The sequence below is a fragment of the Acinetobacter sp. TSRC1-2 genome (assembly GCF_049895885.1).
In the GTDB taxonomy this organism is placed as follows: Bacteria; Pseudomonadota; Gammaproteobacteria; order Pseudomonadales; family Moraxellaceae; genus Acinetobacter.
Genome location: NZ_JAFCTF010000003.1, coordinates 175,064 through 192,003, shown reverse-complemented (window position 1 = coordinate 192,003; position 16,940 = coordinate 175,064). Strand labels below are relative to the sequence as shown.

Annotated in this window: 17 protein-coding genes and 1 tRNA gene; 10 read left to right on the top strand and 8 right to left on the bottom strand. The window is 40.9% G+C overall.

What is annotated here, in order from left to right:
• Window position 1: 1 nt before the first annotated feature.
• Both maiA and fahA read right to left on the bottom strand, forming a co-directional pair.
• Window positions 2-652: a maleylacetoacetate isomerase gene (gene maiA / locus ACP69Y_RS05615; protein WP_425916895.1), complete on the bottom strand. Its 651-nt coding sequence runs from the start codon at window positions 650-652 to the stop codon at window positions 2-4.
• Complete coding sequence (fahA, locus tag ACP69Y_RS05610; protein ID WP_425916893.1) at window positions 639-1,955, bottom strand: fumarylacetoacetase; 1,317 nt, start codon at window positions 1,953-1,955, stop codon at window positions 639-641. Before fahA ends, maiA begins: the two co-directional genes overlap by 14 nt.
• Before the next feature lie 385 nt (window positions 1,956-2,340).
• Between fahA and ACP69Y_RS05605 the strand changes: the two genes are divergently transcribed.
• Complete coding sequence (locus ACP69Y_RS05605) at window positions 2,341-3,120, top strand: IclR family transcriptional regulator (protein ID WP_425916892.1); 780 nt, start codon at window positions 2,341-2,343, stop codon at window positions 3,118-3,120.
• A 501-nt stretch (window positions 3,121-3,621) separates the two neighbouring features.
• On the opposite strand, the gene ACP69Y_RS05600 is transcribed toward ACP69Y_RS05605, so the two are convergent.
• Window positions 3,622-3,697: transfer RNA gene (locus ACP69Y_RS05600), tRNA-Gly, on the bottom strand.
• Window positions 3,698-3,759: 62 nt separating this feature from the next.
• Window positions 3,760-5,181, bottom strand: coding sequence for a cysteine--tRNA ligase (gene cysS / locus ACP69Y_RS05595; RefSeq protein WP_425916891.1), 1,422 nt, complete (start codon window positions 5,179-5,181; stop codon window positions 3,760-3,762).
• Between the two features lie 213 nt (window positions 5,182-5,394).
• Here cysS and ACP69Y_RS05590 point away from each other — a divergent pair, with 213 nt between their 5' ends.
• The 9 genes from ACP69Y_RS05590 (at window position 5,395) to ACP69Y_RS05550 (ending at window position 11,864) form a co-directional block, all read left to right on the top strand.
• Window positions 5,395-6,372 (top strand): KpsF/GutQ family sugar-phosphate isomerase, encoded by a 978-nt coding sequence (locus tag ACP69Y_RS05590; protein WP_425916889.1) that lies wholly within the window; start codon window positions 5,395-5,397, stop codon window positions 6,370-6,372.
• Between the two features lie 3 nt (window positions 6,373-6,375).
• Complete coding sequence (locus ACP69Y_RS05585) at window positions 6,376-6,915, top strand: KdsC family phosphatase (RefSeq protein ID WP_425916887.1); 540 nt, start codon at window positions 6,376-6,378, stop codon at window positions 6,913-6,915.
• A 41-nt stretch (window positions 6,916-6,956) separates the two neighbouring features.
• Window positions 6,957-7,505: an LPS export ABC transporter periplasmic protein LptC gene (lptC, locus tag ACP69Y_RS05580; RefSeq protein WP_425916885.1), complete on the top strand. Its 549-nt coding sequence runs from the start codon at window positions 6,957-6,959 to the stop codon at window positions 7,503-7,505.
• Window positions 7,489-8,055: a lipopolysaccharide transport periplasmic protein LptA gene (gene lptA, locus ACP69Y_RS05575; protein ID WP_425916883.1), complete on the top strand. Its 567-nt coding sequence runs from the start codon at window positions 7,489-7,491 to the stop codon at window positions 8,053-8,055. Before lptC ends, lptA begins: the two co-directional genes overlap by 17 nt.
• Window positions 8,055-8,801 (top strand): LPS export ABC transporter ATP-binding protein, encoded by a 747-nt coding sequence (gene lptB, locus ACP69Y_RS05570; protein WP_425916881.1) that lies wholly within the window; start codon window positions 8,055-8,057, stop codon window positions 8,799-8,801. Before lptA ends, lptB begins: the two co-directional genes overlap by 1 nt.
• Before the next feature lie 196 nt (window positions 8,802-8,997).
• Complete coding sequence (locus tag ACP69Y_RS05565; protein WP_425916879.1) at window positions 8,998-9,297, top strand: hypothetical protein; 300 nt, start codon at window positions 8,998-9,000, stop codon at window positions 9,295-9,297.
• A gap of 374 nt (window positions 9,298-9,671) precedes the next feature.
• The gene (locus ACP69Y_RS05560; RefSeq protein ID WP_425916877.1) at window positions 9,672-10,271 is read left to right on the top strand and encodes an IMPACT family protein; all 600 of its coding nucleotides are present in this window, start codon (window positions 9,672-9,674) and stop codon (window positions 10,269-10,271) included.
• Window positions 10,264-10,881: a DapH/DapD/GlmU-related protein gene (locus ACP69Y_RS05555; protein WP_425916875.1), complete on the top strand. Its 618-nt coding sequence runs from the start codon at window positions 10,264-10,266 to the stop codon at window positions 10,879-10,881. The genes ACP69Y_RS05560 and ACP69Y_RS05555 overlap by 8 nt, the downstream gene beginning before the upstream one ends.
• A gap of 140 nt (window positions 10,882-11,021) precedes the next feature.
• A complete protein-coding gene (locus ACP69Y_RS05550; protein ID WP_425916873.1) occupies window positions 11,022-11,864 on the top strand; it encodes a universal stress protein in 843 nt (280 codons plus the stop codon).
• A gap of 143 nt (window positions 11,865-12,007) precedes the next feature.
• Here the strand turns inward: ACP69Y_RS05550 and ACP69Y_RS05545 are convergent, their stop codons facing one another.
• The 4 genes from ACP69Y_RS05545 to mutS all read right to left on the bottom strand — a co-directional run bounded on the left by ACP69Y_RS05545 (window position 12,008) and on the right by mutS (window position 16,853).
• Window positions 12,008-12,673 (bottom strand): O-methyltransferase, encoded by a 666-nt coding sequence (locus ACP69Y_RS05545; RefSeq protein ID WP_425916871.1) that lies wholly within the window; start codon window positions 12,671-12,673, stop codon window positions 12,008-12,010.
• A 132-nt stretch (window positions 12,674-12,805) separates the two neighbouring features.
• Window positions 12,806-13,528: a peptidase M15 gene (locus tag ACP69Y_RS05540; RefSeq protein ID WP_425916869.1), complete on the bottom strand. Its 723-nt coding sequence runs from the start codon at window positions 13,526-13,528 to the stop codon at window positions 12,806-12,808.
• A gap of 144 nt (window positions 13,529-13,672) precedes the next feature.
• Entirely contained in the window at window positions 13,673-13,996 is a 324-nt protein-coding gene (gene fdxA, locus ACP69Y_RS05535; protein WP_053580096.1) for a ferredoxin FdxA, read from the bottom strand.
• A 205-nt stretch (window positions 13,997-14,201) separates the two neighbouring features.
• Complete coding sequence (gene mutS / locus ACP69Y_RS05530) at window positions 14,202-16,853, bottom strand: DNA mismatch repair protein MutS (protein WP_425916867.1); 2,652 nt, start codon at window positions 16,851-16,853, stop codon at window positions 14,202-14,204.
• Window positions 16,854-16,940: the final 87 nt, after the last annotated feature.

The following is a 16,940-nucleotide window of genomic DNA, read 5'->3' as shown; positions in this document are numbered from 1 at the left end:
TTTAAGCTGCATCGGCTTGCGCTTCAGGCGCAGCGTGCTGGAATGCAGAGAGCGTATTGCAGTGTTGATAAATCGCAGCAATTTTGGGGTAAGCTGCTAAATCAATATTGAAACGTATTGCGTTATACACTTGTGGCACTAAGCAGCAATCAGCAAAGGTGGGACTTTCACCAAAGCAGAATTTGCCATTCGAATCTTGAAGCTGTGTTTCTAATCCGGCAAAACCGACTCCCACCCAATGTTTATACCAAGCGGATTTTTGGTCATCAGACACTGTTAAAGTACCGGATAAATATTGCAGAACCCGTAAGTTGTTCAGTGGATGAATATCGCAGGCAATGCTTTGGCTAAATGCACGAATCAAAGCACGCTGTTCAATGTTTTGAGGCAATAAAGCTGTTTCTGGATGCTTTTCTTCTAAGTATTCCAAGATGCTTAAAGACTGAGTCAGGGTGAAACAACCTTCACTCGCATCCTCAACCAAAGCAGGTAATAGTTCACTTGGATTAATCTGACGGTATTCAGCGCTATGCTGCTCCCCGCCATTTTTAAGCAAATGCACAGGGATAACTTCAGCTTCCAGACCTTTTAAGTTCAAGGCAATGCGTACACGGTATGCAGCAGAACTTCGAAAGTAGCTATACAGTTTCACTGAGTTTCTCCTCAGCGACATCTGTAGCGAAGTCAAATTCAATCGCAGGCAGCACTGTGCCAGACACTTCACCAAAACCGATGCGTAAGCCATCTTTTTCACAGTAGCCTTTCATGATCAGTGTGTCGCCATCTTGGATAAAGCTGCGCTGCTCACCATTGGAAAGGGTCAGTGGTTTAGTCGCATTCCAGGTGATTTCCAGTAATGAGCCATAAGAATCAGGTGTAGGACCAGAAATTGTCCCTGAACCCATCAAGTCACCGACTTGCACGTTACAGCCTGCAATGGTGTGATGTGTTAACTGTTGAGACATCGACCAGTACATATATTTGAAGTTGGTTTGGCTGATCACGTCTGCTTGTTCTGCACCTTCGGCCTGAATTTCTACAGATAAGTTGATGTCATAACTGTTATTTGAATGATCTTCACGTAAGTAAGCCAGCGGCTTTGGTCCCTGAACAGGTGAGCTTGTTTTAAATGGCTCTAGAGCTTCCATGGTCACAATCCATGGCGAGATTGAAGATGCAAATGTTTTTGCATTAAAAGGACCTAGCGGTACGTATTCCCACTGTTGTAAATCACGTGCCGACCAGTCATTGAACAGCACCATACCGAAGATATGATCCCAGGCATTTTCAATGGAGATGGGTTCACCGAGTTTATTGGGTTTACCCACAATGAAACCGGTTTCAAGTTCGAAATCGAGTTTGCGACAAGCGGAGAATACAGGCCGATCATTATGTGGAAGTTTGATCTGGCCTGATGGACGTACCACATTCGTACCACTCACAATTACCGAGCTGGCACGACCGTTATAACCGACTGGAAGTTCGGACCAGTTGGGTAAAAGTGCATTTTTAGGATCACGGAACATGCAACCGACGTTGGTGGCGTGTTCTTTAGACGAGTAGAAATCGGTATAGCCGGGAATATGTACCGGTAAATGCAGGGTTACATCTGCTTGTTTAAAGAAAGCCTGCTGACGTAAGGCTTGATTGTCACGCAGGGTTGCATTATCTGCAGATAAAATATTTTGCAGTTCTGCACGCACTTTAGACCAGTTGGCTTTGCCAGATTCAATGAACTTGTTCAATGTCGGTTGATTGAAGTAAGTATCACCTGAATTGATTTTTAAGAAGCCATTCGCTTCAAGAGCAGCAAGATCGACCACCCATTCGCCCAATGCGACACCTACACGACGCTCGCCTTCAGCTGATTCACTAAATACACCAAAAGGTAGGTTCTGGATTGGGAAATCCGAATCTTGTGCGACCTCAATAAATGATTTTAACTGACCTGTCATATAAACATTCCTTGTATCGAAAGGGAGTAATTTCTGGATATTGTCTGACTCATTGAGTTCTAAGAATTATCCATCTGACTTAGACTTTGTTTTTGAATGTTTTAAATTTAAATTTTCATTTAAAAACAAAGAATTAATAAAGTTGAAAAACTTATATAACGTTTGTCTAAGCAATCTTGATTTCTGCTGTTCATCCCATAATACTTATTTTATAAAATTACGCAATATATAATTTAATTATGTATTTCGTAATTAATTTGAAATTTTAGAGGATGAGAAGAAAAAAATAAAGCTACCCAAAAAGCCATTTTTTCTTGTGCAATGCTTTGAAATTGAGTTGCTTCGAGTAGAATGCTGGTCATTCCAGTAATGAGTTTGAAAACCGATGTCAGAAGAAAAAATACAAGGTGGGGTTCAATCTTTAGAAGTAGGGTTAAAGGTACTTGATGCGCTGATTGCACATCGAACCCCCATGATGCTGAAAGAACTTGCTGAAAATTTGTCGATGCATCCTGCAAAAGTTCATCGTTATGTGGTGAGTCTGGTACGAATGAATTACGCCAAACAGCAGGGTGATGGACGATATGCACTGGGGGAACAGGCATGGCGTTTAGGTTTAAGTTGTATTCAACGAACCGACACGATTCAGGCGGCTCAACCGATGATTTACGATTTGCACCGCAAGATTGACTGCGGTTTACAGATCAGTAAATGGACATCACAGGGACCATTGATCGTGCAATGGATTGAACCGAATCAACAGGTTTCAGTCATTACGCGAGTGGGTTCAATTATGCCGTTATTGAACTCAGCAACGGGTCGTGCCTATGCTGCATTTATGGCAGAAGATATTGTTCGACCATTGATGGAACGTGAATGGCAACAGAAACAGGCGCTCAATCAACAGGTTTATCCTGCCAATTGGGACGAGTTTCTGGAATTGAAACAAAGCATCATCCAGCAAGGTGCTGCGACAGTTTCAGGCGATATGCTGGTAGGTGTAAATGCGATCTGCGTACCAATTTTTAATAGCCATGGCGAGATTGAATTTTGTATTGCAGCGTTAGCAAGCGAATTGCATCTTCCTATTGATTTTAAACACGAAAGAGTTAAAGCGTTGAAGGAAACAGCAGCAGCTTTAACTCGTTACATTACTCAAGGCTAAAGTCTATCTGAACTGTGTTTTCTCCTTGAGTTGTGTAGTCTGCTTATAAGGAAACGGGGAAAGCACAATGAATGACTCGAACAATTTTTTCTATGGTTGTGGATTTTTGCATTAATGGCAGTATCAGGTATCCCCATTGCACTGATCATTACTACTTTCACTATTTATTTAAATCAGTTTATCCAGACTATTGGCATTTCACTGACGTAATTTGCTTTGTGTTCAAGTTTAAGATCATGACCCTGCAATGACCTAATATCTATGCCCAGCTTATTTTGCAGTATTTGTACTGATTTGGGTGGGATGCCTTTAGCTTAAGATCATCATTATTTTATTGCATGTGAATGCTTATTCTGGTGAATGGGAGTGCCAAAATAGAATGCCTATTTTGGCCGAATTCGTGCCTTGAGGTAAAAAGCAGGGATAAAGGATTAAGATTAAACCTATAAAAGTAGTGATATAAAAAAAGCCCTGATCATTGATCAGGGCTTTTTCGTATTCTGGAGCGGGAAAGGAGACTCGAACTCCCGACCCCAACCTTGGCAAGGTTATGCTCTACCAACTGAGCTATTCCCGCAATGGTCTGCATTATAGAGAATTTCACAAAACTGTCAACTCTATATGGATGTAAATGATTAATTAATCAGCACGACGCCAAATGGTACCTTGACGGGTATCTTCCAAAACCACACCTTGATCGAGTAAAGACTGGCGAATTTCATCGGCTTTGGCAAATTCTTTGGCTTTTTTCGCATCTTTACGTTGTTGAATCAAATCTTCAATTTGTTCTGCACTTAAGCCCAAAGCTTCCTGACCAATATCAGATTTTAAGAAATCGTCCACATTGTGTTGAACTATGCCAAGAATGTTGGTGAGGTGGCGTAAAGTTGAATAATAAAGCGTTGCCTGTTCTTGGTTTTCATCTTTCACTGCGCGGTTGAGTTCTTTATTGATTTCGAACAATACCGCAATTGCTTCAGAGGTATTGAAATCATCGCGCATTGCCGCATTAAAACGCTCAACCAAATCGTCATCTAAAGTAGCAGTAGTTTTTTCACCATACACCGCCTGATACGCTTTAAATGAATGATAGAAACGCGAAAGGGTATTTTTTGCTTCTTTCAGTGCAGTGTCCGAGAAATTGACTGGACTGCGGTAGTGTGACGAGACAATAAAGTAACGAATCACTTCAGGATGAAATTTATCCATCACATCACGAATGGTGAAGAAGTTGCCTAAAGACTTCGACATTTTCTCGCCATCGACATTAATAAAGCCGACATGCATCCAGTAATTGACATATTGTTCATCAGTCGAAGCTTCACTTTGTGCAATTTCATTTTCATGATGCGGGAACATCAAGTCGGAACCGCCACCATGAATATCAAAATGATTACCTAGGCAGCAAGTCGACATGGCTGAACATTCAATATGCCAGCCCGGGCGACCATTGCCCCAAGGTGAAGCCCAAGAAGGTTCGTTTTCCTTGGTATGTTTCCAGAGCACAAAGTCAAATGGATGTTTCTTTTCAACTTCGACATCGACGCGCTCAGAGGCTCCGGCTTGCATATCTTCGAGTTTACGACCAGATAAACGACCGTATTTAGCAAATTTTTCAACCTGGAAATACACATCACCATTTGATGACGGATAAGCCGTGCCTTTGTTGACCAGATTGCCAATCATGTTTTGCATTTGATCAATATAGTCAGTCGCACGTGGTGCTTCATCCGGGGCTAAGCAGCCCAGATTTTCAGCATCGTCATTCATCGCTTGAATAAAACGATCGGTCAAAGCGGTAATGCTTTCGCCATTTTCATTGGCACGTTTAATAATTTTGTCGTCAATATCAGTAATATTGCGAACATATTTTACCTTCCAACCTTGACTGCGCAAGAAGCGAATAATGTAGTCAAATGCAACCATGACTCGAGCATGTCCAATATGACAGTAGTCATATACGGTCATACCGCAAACATACATATCGATATGTCCCTCCACACGCGGAACAAATTCTACTTTTTTACGTTGCTCTGAGTTATATAGAACAAAAGGTTGCATAGGTCTTCAAAAGGCTAAATATAAGATGGCTCATCTTAACCTAAGCATTTTTTTTCATAAAGTTTTATACGCTTTTTTTATATGCGTGTGAAAAGTTATACATTTAGAAACGTGAGATTTGCATAGATATGATAAAATTGCGAAAATTATTTTTGCTTGAATAGAGTCAACGCTTTACAGCGTTAAGGTAAACCTACTTTGAACCCACCAAATATGCCAAATCAAATAGACTTCCAAAAAGTCGCATTAGAAACTTTGCGTATAGAAGAACAAGCGCTAGGAATATTGGCGACGCAAATTGATGACCGTTTTAGTCATGCATGTGAAATTATTTTGCATTGCCGAGGACGATTAGTCATTACCGGTATGGGAAAATCTGGTCATATTGGTCGTAAAATGGCAGCAACCTTTGCATCTACCGGTACACCATCTTTCTTTATGCACCCGGGTGAAGCAGGGCATGGCGATTTAGGCATGCTGGTGCCGGGTGATGTCCTGATTGCAATTTCAAACTCGGGTAAGAGTGATGAAATTATGATGCTGATGCCCTTGATCAAACGTCTAGAAATTCCTTTAATTACCATTAGCGGTGATGATAAAGGGCCGATGCCGCAAAATGCAGACGTGGCTTTAACCTTGGGCAATATTCAGGAGGCTTGTCCACTGGGTTTGGCACCAACTTCAAGTACTACGGCAACTCTAGCCTTGGGTGATGCACTGGCTGTGGCTTTGCTTGATGCACGTGGTTTCACTGCGGATGATTTTGCCATGTCACATCCGGCGGGTGCATTGGGTAAACGTCTCTTGCTGCATGTCAAACACTTGATGCATACCGGTGCAGAATTACCAAAAGTATCTCCAGATACACCAATGAATCAGGTTTTATACGAAATTTCAAACAAACGTCTAGGTTTAACCACAATTGTAGATCAAAATGATGCTCTACTTGGTATTTTTACCGATGGTGATTTACGTCGTCTAATTGATAAGCAACAAGGTTTTGATGTGAATTTGGTTGTCTCGGAAGTGATGACTAAAAATCCTTTAACCATTTCGCAAGAAGCTCGCGCGGTTGAAGCATTAGAGCGCATGAACGAAAAGAAAATCAATCAATTTGTTGTTGTAAATGATGTAAATAAAGTCATTGGTGTCATTAGCATGCATGACTTGATTCAAGCTGGGGTAAATTAATAAATGGCATCTTATATTTTATTGGAACAGGCGCGTCATATTGAAGCTTTAGTTCTTGATGTCGATGGTATTTTAAGTGATGGCTTTGTGACACTCACCAATACTGGGGATGAAATTAAATCTTTCGATATTCGTGACGGCTTAGGTATGAAACTTGTACAGCAAGCGGGTGTCAAAGTCATTATTATTACTGGACGTAAAAGCAATATTGTTGAAAAGCGCATGTCTGATTTAGGTATAGACCTGGTTTTTCAAGGTCGTGAAGATAAAGGTACTGCATTGCGCGAAGCATGTGCACAATTGAATGTTGCTCCAGAAGACTGTTTATATATGGGTGATGACTGGCCTGATCTTTCTGCATTTGCCATTGCAGGTATGAAAGTGACTGTGCCGAATGGTCATGTCGAAGTCCGTCGTCGTGCCGACCTGGTGACTCAGGCAATGGGTGGACGCGGGGCAGTACGTGAAATCTGCGATATGATTCTGATGGCGAAAGGGGCTTACGAAACGCTTCTTGAAAAATATACGTCTATCCCACATTAATAGTTAAATAATTCATTTAATTTGAGTTAAGTACCACACTTATGGATACAAAAGTTTTATACGTAACTGCTATAGCCATTGCAGCTATAAGTGGTGGTTACTACTATTACAGCGGTAAGGGCAATAAACTTGAGGTTGATTCAGCCAGGAGTATGACCTATTCCGCTGAAAAAATTAATCTTACCCAAACTGATGATAACGGTCATTTGTATGTCCGTGCTCAGGTCGATCGTCTTGAACAGGACATGCAAAAACAAACCTCAAAACTCACCAATCTGAATGCGTCTATGTATAAAGATGGCGCAGTCGATGCTACTTTCTATGCCAAAGTCGCGAATGGTTATGATGATAATGAGCGCGTTGTTTTGTCTGGAGATGTATTAGCGGTAAAGTTGATGCAACAGGGCAAAATGCAGTTTCGAACCACAGAGTTGACTGGATACCCTAAAACTCGTGAAATTGAAACCAATAAACAAGTAATTGTGCAATCTCCGCAAGCTGAATTTGTAAGCCAAGGTTTGAAAGCCAATTTTAATACCGGTCAATACGAATTTTTTAATATTCGAGGAAAATATGAACCAAAATCTTAAGCTTACATTTTCTAAAACCTTGCTTCAGCAAGCAGCTTTAGTCGGTTTGGTTGTATTCTCATCGGCAACGGCATTTGCAATTCCTTCTGACAGAAATCAGCCTATCTCCCTAGTGGCTGACCGTGCAACTTATAATGAAAAAACAGGTGTCACGACCTATACGGGTAATGTCATCATCGAGCAAGGCACAATGAAATTGCAGGCTAATTCCATTGTTGCCAATTTGAATAGTCAAAAAGAAATCAGCACCATTACCGCGACAGGTGGTCCTGCGCGTTTTCAGCAAAAAGTAGATGTCAATAAAGGTATAGCCAAAGGGCAGGCACAAAAGATTCTTTATAATGCCCAAACCGGCATTATTACCTTGTCTGGCAGCGCATCGTTACAGCAAGATGGGGCAAGCATTCGTGGTAATACCCTGAAATATAGTATGAATAAGGGTGATATTGAGGCTACAGGGACTCCAAATAGCACAGGTTCTTCATCAGGCCGTGTACAAATTGTAATTCCATCTTCCAGCTCAAAATCGTTCCCGGGAGCACGTGATTAATGGATCAGTCGTTAAATCAACCACAAACCCTGTGTATTAAACATCTGGCAAAAAACTATAGTAAAAGATGGGTGGTTAAGGACGTTTCTTTTCAGATGCAAAGTGGGCAGATTGTCGGGTTACTTGGGCCAAATGGTGCAGGTAAAACCACGAGTTTCTACATGGTGGTTGGTTTAGTCCGCATGGATAAAGGCGAGATTTATTTAGATGATCTTGATTTGTCTGATTTGGCCATGCATGAACGGGCCCGTAAAGGGATTGGTTATTTACCGCAGGAAGCTTCTATTTTTAGAAAATTGACCATTTCTGAAAATATTATGGCGATTCTTGAAACCCGTAAGGATTTAAACAAGCAGCAACGCCAACAGCGTTTAAATGACTTGCTGGCTGATTTTAAAATCACCCACATTAAAGATTCTTTAGGGATGAGTGTTTCGGGTGGTGAACGTCGTCGTGCTGAAATTGCCCGTGCCTTGGCTGCGGATCCTAAGTTTATGTTACTCGATGAGCCTTTTGCTGGGGTCGATCCTATTTCTGTAGGCGATATCAAAGACATTATTCGTACTTTAAAAGATCGGGGGATTGGAGTCTTAATTACTGATCATAATGTACGCGAGACACTCGCGATTTGTGAGCGTGCTTATATTGTCAGTGAAGGAGCCGTGATTGCAGAAGGAACACCGCAAGAAGTACTTGAAAATGAAACAGTGCGCCAAGTGTATTTAGGTGATGATTTTACGGTTTAAAAAGTTTAAAAAATGTTCAAAATAAAAGATGATCTTGTTATAAATAAATGACAAGATCATCTTTATATGTAATAAGTATTAAAACAATAATTACGTTACAAAAATAGAAGTGTTCTTTATAAAGTACGTTAAATATTCATATAATAAAAATTATCATTCAAATAATGCTAAAGAATCAAAACAACAAGATAGATTTGTGTCAGAAGTTATTGCTAAGAAGCATGCAGTGTTTGATATGCAATATATCTCTACACAAATCAGCTATGCACAGGCAGACAGTTCAAAAGATTTCATGCAATCGCTCAAGTCGGGGATGAATCAAATTTTTGTTCCTAAATCCAATGAAAACTACAATAAATCCGATATTCATGCTCTCAGTAACTTTCAATTGGATACCGCTAAATTTCAGGAATTACCTCTAATACAAGGTACAGATCGAACACATGCTTTTTCCAAGAATCAACCGATGTTTGAGCCTGTTATGTTACTCAATTAAGCTTCAATAAAACCATCCTTCGAGCATTACAGCGTAGTCCAAATGTTTCACAGAGTATCTGAGTTTTAGCTGCATAGGATGCTTATATTAATGTTGCCAAAGCTGGGTCTTATCCACAGCTTTCAGGTAGATTTGTCGACCGGAGACTTAACTTCCGGGGAGCGTGGACGCCAACTCATTGGTCTCAATACCGCCTACATGCTATACGATTTTGGTTAGGTGAAAAGTGGGGTTGCTGTTAATGTCCAGCAGGCAAAGCTTGTAGCTGAACAGGCTAATTTAATTGCGCAATTCTTACAGGAGGTTTTTTTTATTGTCTGCAGATGCTTTAAAACACGTTATAATTTTACAGTGATTTTTTTATTGTTAGATTTATGCCCTTTACGATTACCTCAGCCGTTACTTTCGAAGAAGACATCAAAAAAAGTCGCTTTCAAGCCATTGCTGTGCCTGTTGAAAGTGAACAGGCAGTAAAGGATTTTTTAGAGACTCATAAAGATCTCACCACAACACATCAATGTTGGGCATGGAAAATTGGACACAATGTCCGTTTTAATGATAATGGTGAGCCATCGGGAACCGCGGGAAGACCTATTCTAGCCACTATTGAAGGCAATGAATTAACCAATATTCTGGTTCTGGTAAATCGCTGGTACGGTGGCATCAAACTCGGAACAGGTGGCTTGGTTCGCGCTTATGGTGGCTGTGCAGGACAATGTTTATTACTGGCTGAAAAAATTGAACTGATTGAAAAGAAAAAAGTCAGTTTTGCCTGTCAGTTTAATGAATGGTCGATCTTTCAATACGAACTCGATCAACAGCAAATCGAATTTAAAGCAGACTATACCGCAACGGGGGTAGAGGTTGAAGCTTTACTACAAATTCATCAAATTGAAGCCTTGTCATTAAAAATTCAGGATGTGACGCGCGGTCGTGAACAACTCAAAATTGTAGAAGAACCACAGAATGACTGAACAAGATCCATTGTTAAAATATCGTGAACAGCATAAGCACCGTTTGAATTATATGCCGTGGTTATATTGGTCATTAAAACCGAAAAACCGGGATTGGGCCGAAGCATGGCAAAAAGAATATCAAGCCTATTTAATGCAAATGGAAACGGTTGAGATTGGGGAAAACTGTTTTATTTCACCTCTGGCGCATATTTTTGCTGAGCCGGGCCGAAAAATTTTGATTGGGGACAATACCTTTATTGCAGCAGATTGTACTTTGCATGGACCCTTGGAAATAGGCAATGAAGTTGCGATTAACCATCATTGCATTCTTGATGGCGGACGTATGGGGATTAAGCTACATGATCAGGTCCGGATCGCTGCATATTGTCATTTGTATGCCTTTGATCATGGTATGGAGTTAGAGCAGCCAATTTACCAACAACCCGTACGTTCACGGGGTATAGAGATTGGGCAAGATGTTTGGCTGGGGGCACATGTCGGTGTGAAGGATGGCATAAGCATTGGATCGCATGCCGTGGTGGGAATGAATAGTATGGTGACTAAAGATATAGAACCCAGAGCCATCGTTGCAGGCAATCCTGCCAGATTTATTCGTTATCGGGATTAAAAAATTCTAATAAAATTAAGATAGATATCATCGTAAGTTGTGATTACATAAAAGCATGCACAGTAGGAAAGAGATATGCTAAGTTAAAAGTAATAAAGAGACTTAAAGCCTTCAACGGCGAAAAGCGAGGCGAAAATAAAATGAAACGTGTAATCGCTTGTATTGATTCTTCTCCATGCGTAAATGCAGTTGCTGAAGCTGCAGCATGGGTTGCGAAGCAGACCCAGCGTGAATTGGTGTTATTACAGGTTTTAGATTATTACCCTGCCAGTTATCACTTGGGGGAAATAAGTGGGGTGATAGGGTTTGAAAGTAATGCAATGTTACTGAAAGAACTGGCTGAACTTGAACAGAAACAAAGTGAATTGGCACTCAATTATAGTAATAATCTACTCGATCATATTAGCGAACTGATTCAGCAAAAGTATGGTTTAAATGCCTCACATCTACAAGAAAAAGGCGATTTTTTAGAGCAAAGTTTTAATGTGCTTAGAGATGACGACATTGCGATTATTGGTCGAGTCGGGGAGCGGTCTGCAGAGCGGAATAAACCAATTGGCAGTAATGTTGAAAACTTTATTCGCGGGGTAAATTGTACCGTAATGACCGTAGGTGAAAACTTTAAGCCACCGACGCGCTTTATTTTTGCTTATGAATATTCACCCACCTGCGTCAATTTAATGAAACGAATTGCACAAAGTGATTTGTTAAGACTGTTACAGTGTCATGTACTCTATGTGGGTGATCATCCAGAAATATTGAATGAACCAGCACAATATTTAGGTGATGCCGGGCTTGATGTGGTAATGGAATATCGTTATGGCGATGTTTCTGAAAATATACTTGAATATCAAAGTGAACATGAGATACAGCTGATTGTACTCGGTGCATTTAGTCACAGCAAAATTCACCAGTTCTTTTTGGGCAGTGTTGCAACGACTATTTTCCGAAATTCAACTGTACCGTTATTGGTTGTAAAATAAGCAAAAGTGTTGCTTATAAAGGATGCTTAAAAATTGGTCATAGTTATCCGCATAACTTGTGGATAACTATATGGACAGTCTGTGTAAATTGCTAATAAATAAATAAAAAAACACTGCGATTGTTTTTTGATCTTTGTGTCAAATTATTTCACTATGGCCAATGCAAAGCCATCATGGCCCTTGCTGCCTACGGTTTGCAATGCAGTACAAGACAAGATTCGGGGATGGTTTTGTAAAGCGACAAACATCTCGCGGATACCTTCAATACTGGGTTTGTGATTTTCAGGATTGATGATATCGCCAGCACGAATTACGTTATCAAGGAAAATAATGGTTCCCGAATGAGACAAGTCTAGGCTTAATTCTAAATATTCAGGGTAACTCTGTTTATCAGCATCAATAAAGATAAAATCGAAAGCTTCGAAGTCAGCAGGCAAGGCTTTTAATACATCAGCTGCACGTCCAACTTTCAGGTCTACCGTTTGCGGAAGTTTGGCATTGTCGATGTTTTCTTGACCCAAAGCGGCATGTGTATCGCGACCTTCAATGGTTAAGATATACCCATCTTCAGGCAGGGCACGGGCCAGCCATATGGTGCTGTAAGCTGCAAAAGTACCGAGTTCGAGTACACGCTTACACTTGTTCATCTGAATGAGCATTTGCAGCAGCATGCCCTGATTGGGAGCGACTGCAAGGTGATCTGGAAAACCTCTTTCTTCGGTGTTTTTTAAAGTCTGTAGAAGAATAGGGTCTTCTGGAATTAAATGTGAATCGATGTAGGCATCAATCTCTGTCCACATTTTTTGCATAGTTTCGTCACCTTTGTTGCGATGCAAGCATTTTAAACCTTTCCATTCAGAGTGCAATTTATCGTTTAGGTTTATTGAAAATAGGGCAATAAAAAAGAGATCCTCAAGATCTCTTTTTATCTGAACTAGCTTCTAGTAATTGCACATAGATGAATGACGCGATAAATCAGGTCCCCAAGTACGGTAACCTTGGGTATCAATATGGATTTGACCTGAAGCATAGAGTCCAAGTCCCATATTCAGGCTTTGACCATGTTGCGCCCAGAATTGGCATAATTTGAATTTTGAATTTTCGATGAAGGCGTAGTCTTCAGCTTGAGGATATGCAGGTCCAATACGGAAATCGATGGCAGAGTTAAATAAATGACGAGATGAGTTTGCCCCGCCCGCACACTGATTCAGTGGTAAATCACGGTAAACTGAAGTGACTTCAAAGTCTGTGAGAACTTTAGCTGCAACCAGATATTTAAATACACGCAAAGTCGAAATTTGATTGTCCCACAATTCACGGTTTGGAATCATGTATTGTGAACGGGCGCATTTTTGCCAATCACGTGCTGTACGCATCAGTTCAAAACTGGGAATGATATTGCCCACGCCATTACGTTCAAGAAACACTTCATATTCACGCACGCGTCGTAAATTATCGCCTATAGCCACCCAAGCATTATAAGCATAAGGAACTGTTTTAGGCGGAATAGGGCGTTCAATGATGATGCGTTCTTGTGGAATGAAGATCCTTTTTCCATCGGGAGTCGTGCTGGTACGTCCTTGTTTCTGAGGAGATGTCGTACATCCAATCATGACAAGCGGGATTAAACTGAACCCGATTAATCCCTTTAGAAAATGCTTCATTATAGAAATCAAATATTTATAAATACCTGTACTATTTTAATCTAAATTAAGGGATAAAATTTGAAAATATTGCAATCAAATGTGTGTTTTAGGTATAAAAAAAGATCAGCAATTGCTGATCTTTTTTTTAGTCTAAAAATACTGTTATTTTTCCAAGTATTGTAACTTGTCAGTTTTACCATTCCATTCTTCACGGTCAGCAGGCTGATCACCGATCTGAGTGATATTTGGCCATTTTTGTGAAAGTTCAGTATTCAGTTCAATAAAGACTTCTTGACCTTCTGGTAATTCATCTTCCGAGAAAATAGCATTCGCAGGGCATTCAGGTTCGCACAGTGCGCAGTCAATACATTCATCAGGGTTGATGACGAGGAAATTCGGACCTTCGTAGAAACAATCCACTGGACAAACTTCTACGCAGTCTTGGTATTTACATTTAATACAATTTTCAGTGACAACAAAGGTCATGGCGACAGCTACCTAAAAAATATGGTTCTAATTACTCTTGCTGTATTTTAGGCAAAAATGCATGTAAGTAACAATTGCTTTTATTGATATTTGTTATATATAGGGCTGTTAATTTTAATAAAACCTGAATATCTGCCTAAAAGTGGGTTATAAATGAAAAAGACTCCTGTTTAGAAGTCTTTTTCATATTCAGGACGGTTTTAAATTAAGCCTCTAGCGCATCTTTCAAAGCATAAATTTGTTGTAGTGCTTCACGGGGTGAAAGATTATCGACATCTAAAGCTCTTAATAGATTCAGCGCAGGCACATCTTTTTCCACTTCCACAACACGTTCAATCACCTGAATGGAAGACTTATCCGCCACACTGAATAAATCATTTTGTACCGCTTTATTCAGTTGATGATGTTGCTGTTTTTCCAAAATCTTTAAGCGATTTTGGGCGTCTTTAATGACGCTGGCAGGAATACCGGCTAATTTCGCCACTTGCAGACCATGACTTTGACTGGCTGGTCCATGCTGAACTTTATGCAATAAAATTAAATTGCCATTTAATTCTTTGGCGGTAACATGGTAGTTATCGATGCCAGATTCTTTGCCGAGCTCAGTGAGTTCAAAATAATGGGTCGCAAATAAGCATAGGCATTTAATGCGTTTGCTTAAGTCAATTACACAAGCCCAAGCTAAAGATAAGCCATCATAAGTACTGGTACCGCGTCCTACCTCATCCATTAATACCAAAGACTGATTGGTGGCGTGATGCAGAATTTGTGAGGTTTCAGTCATCTCAACCATAAAGGTCGATTTGCCGGTGGATAAATCATCCGCTGAACCAATACGGGTAAAGACCCGATCAATTGGACCTAATACTGCAGATTTGGCCGGTACATAGCATCCACAATAGGCCAATAAACTAATCAGTGCAGTTTGACGCATGAAGGTCGATTTACCGCCCATATTGGGCCCCGTGACAATAGCCATACGGTGGTTAAAATCTAGAGTTGTATCATTTGGAGTAAAAGCTGTTTTGCTTAATGCTTCAACTACAGGGTGGCGACCGGCTATAATTTTAACCCCAATTTCAGGGCTGAATTCTGGACGCGACCAGTTGCGTAAACGCGCCTGATGAGCAAAGTTAGCCAGCATGTCAATCTGCGCAATCGCGCTGCTCATCATTTGTAAATTGCCGATGTCTTGACGTAATTCATCCAGCAGCATTTCAAATAACATTTTTTCACGTGCCAGCGCACGCGATTCACTGGATAGCACTTTATCTTCAAAAGACTTGAGTTCTGGCGTGATATAGCGCTCTGCATTTTTTAAGGTCTGGCGACGAATGTAGTGATCGGGTGCCTGCTCAGCTTGCGCGCGGGTCAGTTCAATGTAGTAGCCACTAACACGGTTATAACCAATTTTCAGGGTTGAAACCCCAGTATTTTCACGCTCTTGAGTTTCCAGATCAATCAGGAACTGACCGGCATGATCACGAATTTTACGAAGTTCATCCAGTTCACTGTCAAAACCTTCTGCAATGACATTGCCATCACGTAGTAATACCGGAGGGTGTTCAACAATAGCGGACATCAGGCGTTGGTATAGCCCTTTAAAATCACCCAATTCATGATCTAATTGCTGAATTAAGCTAGATTGCTTTGCCTGAGTAATCGGCTGAATGGCATGGCGTAATAAAGGAATTTGCGCACAGGCTTGACGCAATTGGACTAAATCACGTGGACGTGCACTGCCTAAAGCAATGCGACTGAGCACACGTTCAATATCACTAATGTCTTTCAGGACCAAGCGAATTGGTGATTCATGATAGCCATTGAGCATCGCTGCAGTTGCATCAAGGCGCGCATCAAGCAGTTTAGTGTCACGTAGCGGCTGCATTAAGGTGCGGCTGAGTAAACGCCCGCCCATCGCAGTTTGACAGTCATTGATCAGTTGAAACAGCGATGTTCCATGATCAAACAATGGCTCGACTAACTCTAAATTGCGACGCGTGACTGGATCTAAGGCAATAAAGTCACTGCTTTGTTCCAGTTGAATGGAACGGATATGCGGTAAAGCCGTTTTTTGGGTTTCTTTGGCATAGTGAATCAGTGCGGCTGCCGCAGCTTTCGCAAGCGGTAAATGATCAATCCCGAAACCTGACAGTGTCGATACGGCCAACTGATCACATAAGGTTTTTTGCGCATTATTTACGTTGAAATCGACATTTGGACGCTTGGTGACCGGGCACTCAAGTTGCTTTTTGATTTGCTCAATAATATTGGGATCAACAATATCTTCATCAACCAGAATTTCGCTTGGCATTAAGCGAGAAAGCTCAATCGCGAGTTGCTCATGTTGAAAGTCTTGTTGTTGGACTTTGAAAATACCTGCGCTTAAATCTAACAACGCAATACCAATTTGGTTTTGTTGAATGCAAAGCGCGACCAGATTGGAAGATTGATGGCTATTAAGCAGCGCATCATCAGTCAGTGTACCCGGCGTAATAATTCGAACGACACCACGTTCCATAGGTGCCTTACCGCGAGTGCCTGCGCTCTCGCCTTCACCGAGCTGTTCACAAATGACAACGGTTTCGCCTTTCTTTACCAGACGTGCCAAATAACCTTCAGCGGCATGGTAAGGTACACCCGCCATAGGAATCGGTTCACCATTGGCCTTGCCACGATGGGTTAAAGTAATCCCCAGTAATTTGGCAGCTTTATGAGCATCATCAAAAAACAACTCATAAAAGTCACCCATACGGTAAAACATGAGTGAGTGAGGATGCTGCATTTTGACGCTCATGTATTGCTGCATCATGGGCGTTAAAGTGGAAAGATCAGCCATGATTTCCGGGTAACTCATTGAGGTAAAATCCTTAAATATTTGAATAAATCTAGATCACTAAAAACTTGGCTGTCTCACCAATTTCAATTTTTTGCATGAAGATAA

Bases quoted from the DNA above. Each gene is read 5' to 3' on its own strand.
- lptB (WP_425916881.1), top strand. From the start codon at position 8,055: ATGGATCAGTCGTTAAATCAACCACAAACCCTGTGTATTAAACATCTG.
- ACP69Y_RS05590 (WP_425916889.1), top strand. From the start codon at position 5,395: ATGCCAAATCAAATAGACTTCCAAAAAGTCGCATTAGAAACTTTGCGT.
- ACP69Y_RS05540 (WP_425916869.1), bottom strand. From the start codon at position 13,528: ATGAAGCATTTTCTAAAGGGATTAATCGGGTTCAGTTTAATCCCGCTT.
- ACP69Y_RS05545 (WP_425916871.1), bottom strand. From the start codon at position 12,673: ATGCAAAAAATGTGGACAGAGATTGATGCCTACATCGATTCACATTTA.
- ACP69Y_RS05555 (WP_425916875.1), top strand. From the start codon at position 10,264: ATGACTGAACAAGATCCATTGTTAAAATATCGTGAACAGCATAAGCAC.
- cysS (WP_425916891.1), bottom strand. From the start codon at position 5,181: ATGCAACCTTTTGTTCTATATAACTCAGAGCAACGTAAAAAAGTAGAA.
- lptA (WP_425916883.1), top strand. From the start codon at position 7,489: ATGAACCAAAATCTTAAGCTTACATTTTCTAAAACCTTGCTTCAGCAA.
- ACP69Y_RS05560 (WP_425916877.1), top strand. From the start codon at position 9,672: ATGCCCTTTACGATTACCTCAGCCGTTACTTTCGAAGAAGACATCAAA.
- ACP69Y_RS05550 (WP_425916873.1), top strand. From the start codon at position 11,022: ATGAAACGTGTAATCGCTTGTATTGATTCTTCTCCATGCGTAAATGCA.
- ACP69Y_RS05585 (WP_425916887.1), top strand. From the start codon at position 6,376: ATGGCATCTTATATTTTATTGGAACAGGCGCGTCATATTGAAGCTTTA.
- fdxA (WP_053580096.1), bottom strand. From the start codon at position 13,996: ATGACCTTTGTTGTCACTGAAAATTGTATTAAATGTAAATACCAAGAC.
- mutS (WP_425916867.1), bottom strand. From the start codon at position 16,853: ATGAGTTACCCGGAAATCATGGCTGATCTTTCCACTTTAACGCCCATG.
- fahA (WP_425916893.1), bottom strand. From the start codon at position 1,955: ATGACAGGTCAGTTAAAATCATTTATTGAGGTCGCACAAGATTCGGAT.
- ACP69Y_RS05605 (WP_425916892.1), top strand. From the start codon at position 2,341: ATGTCAGAAGAAAAAATACAAGGTGGGGTTCAATCTTTAGAAGTAGGG.
- lptC (WP_425916885.1), top strand. From the start codon at position 6,957: ATGGATACAAAAGTTTTATACGTAACTGCTATAGCCATTGCAGCTATA.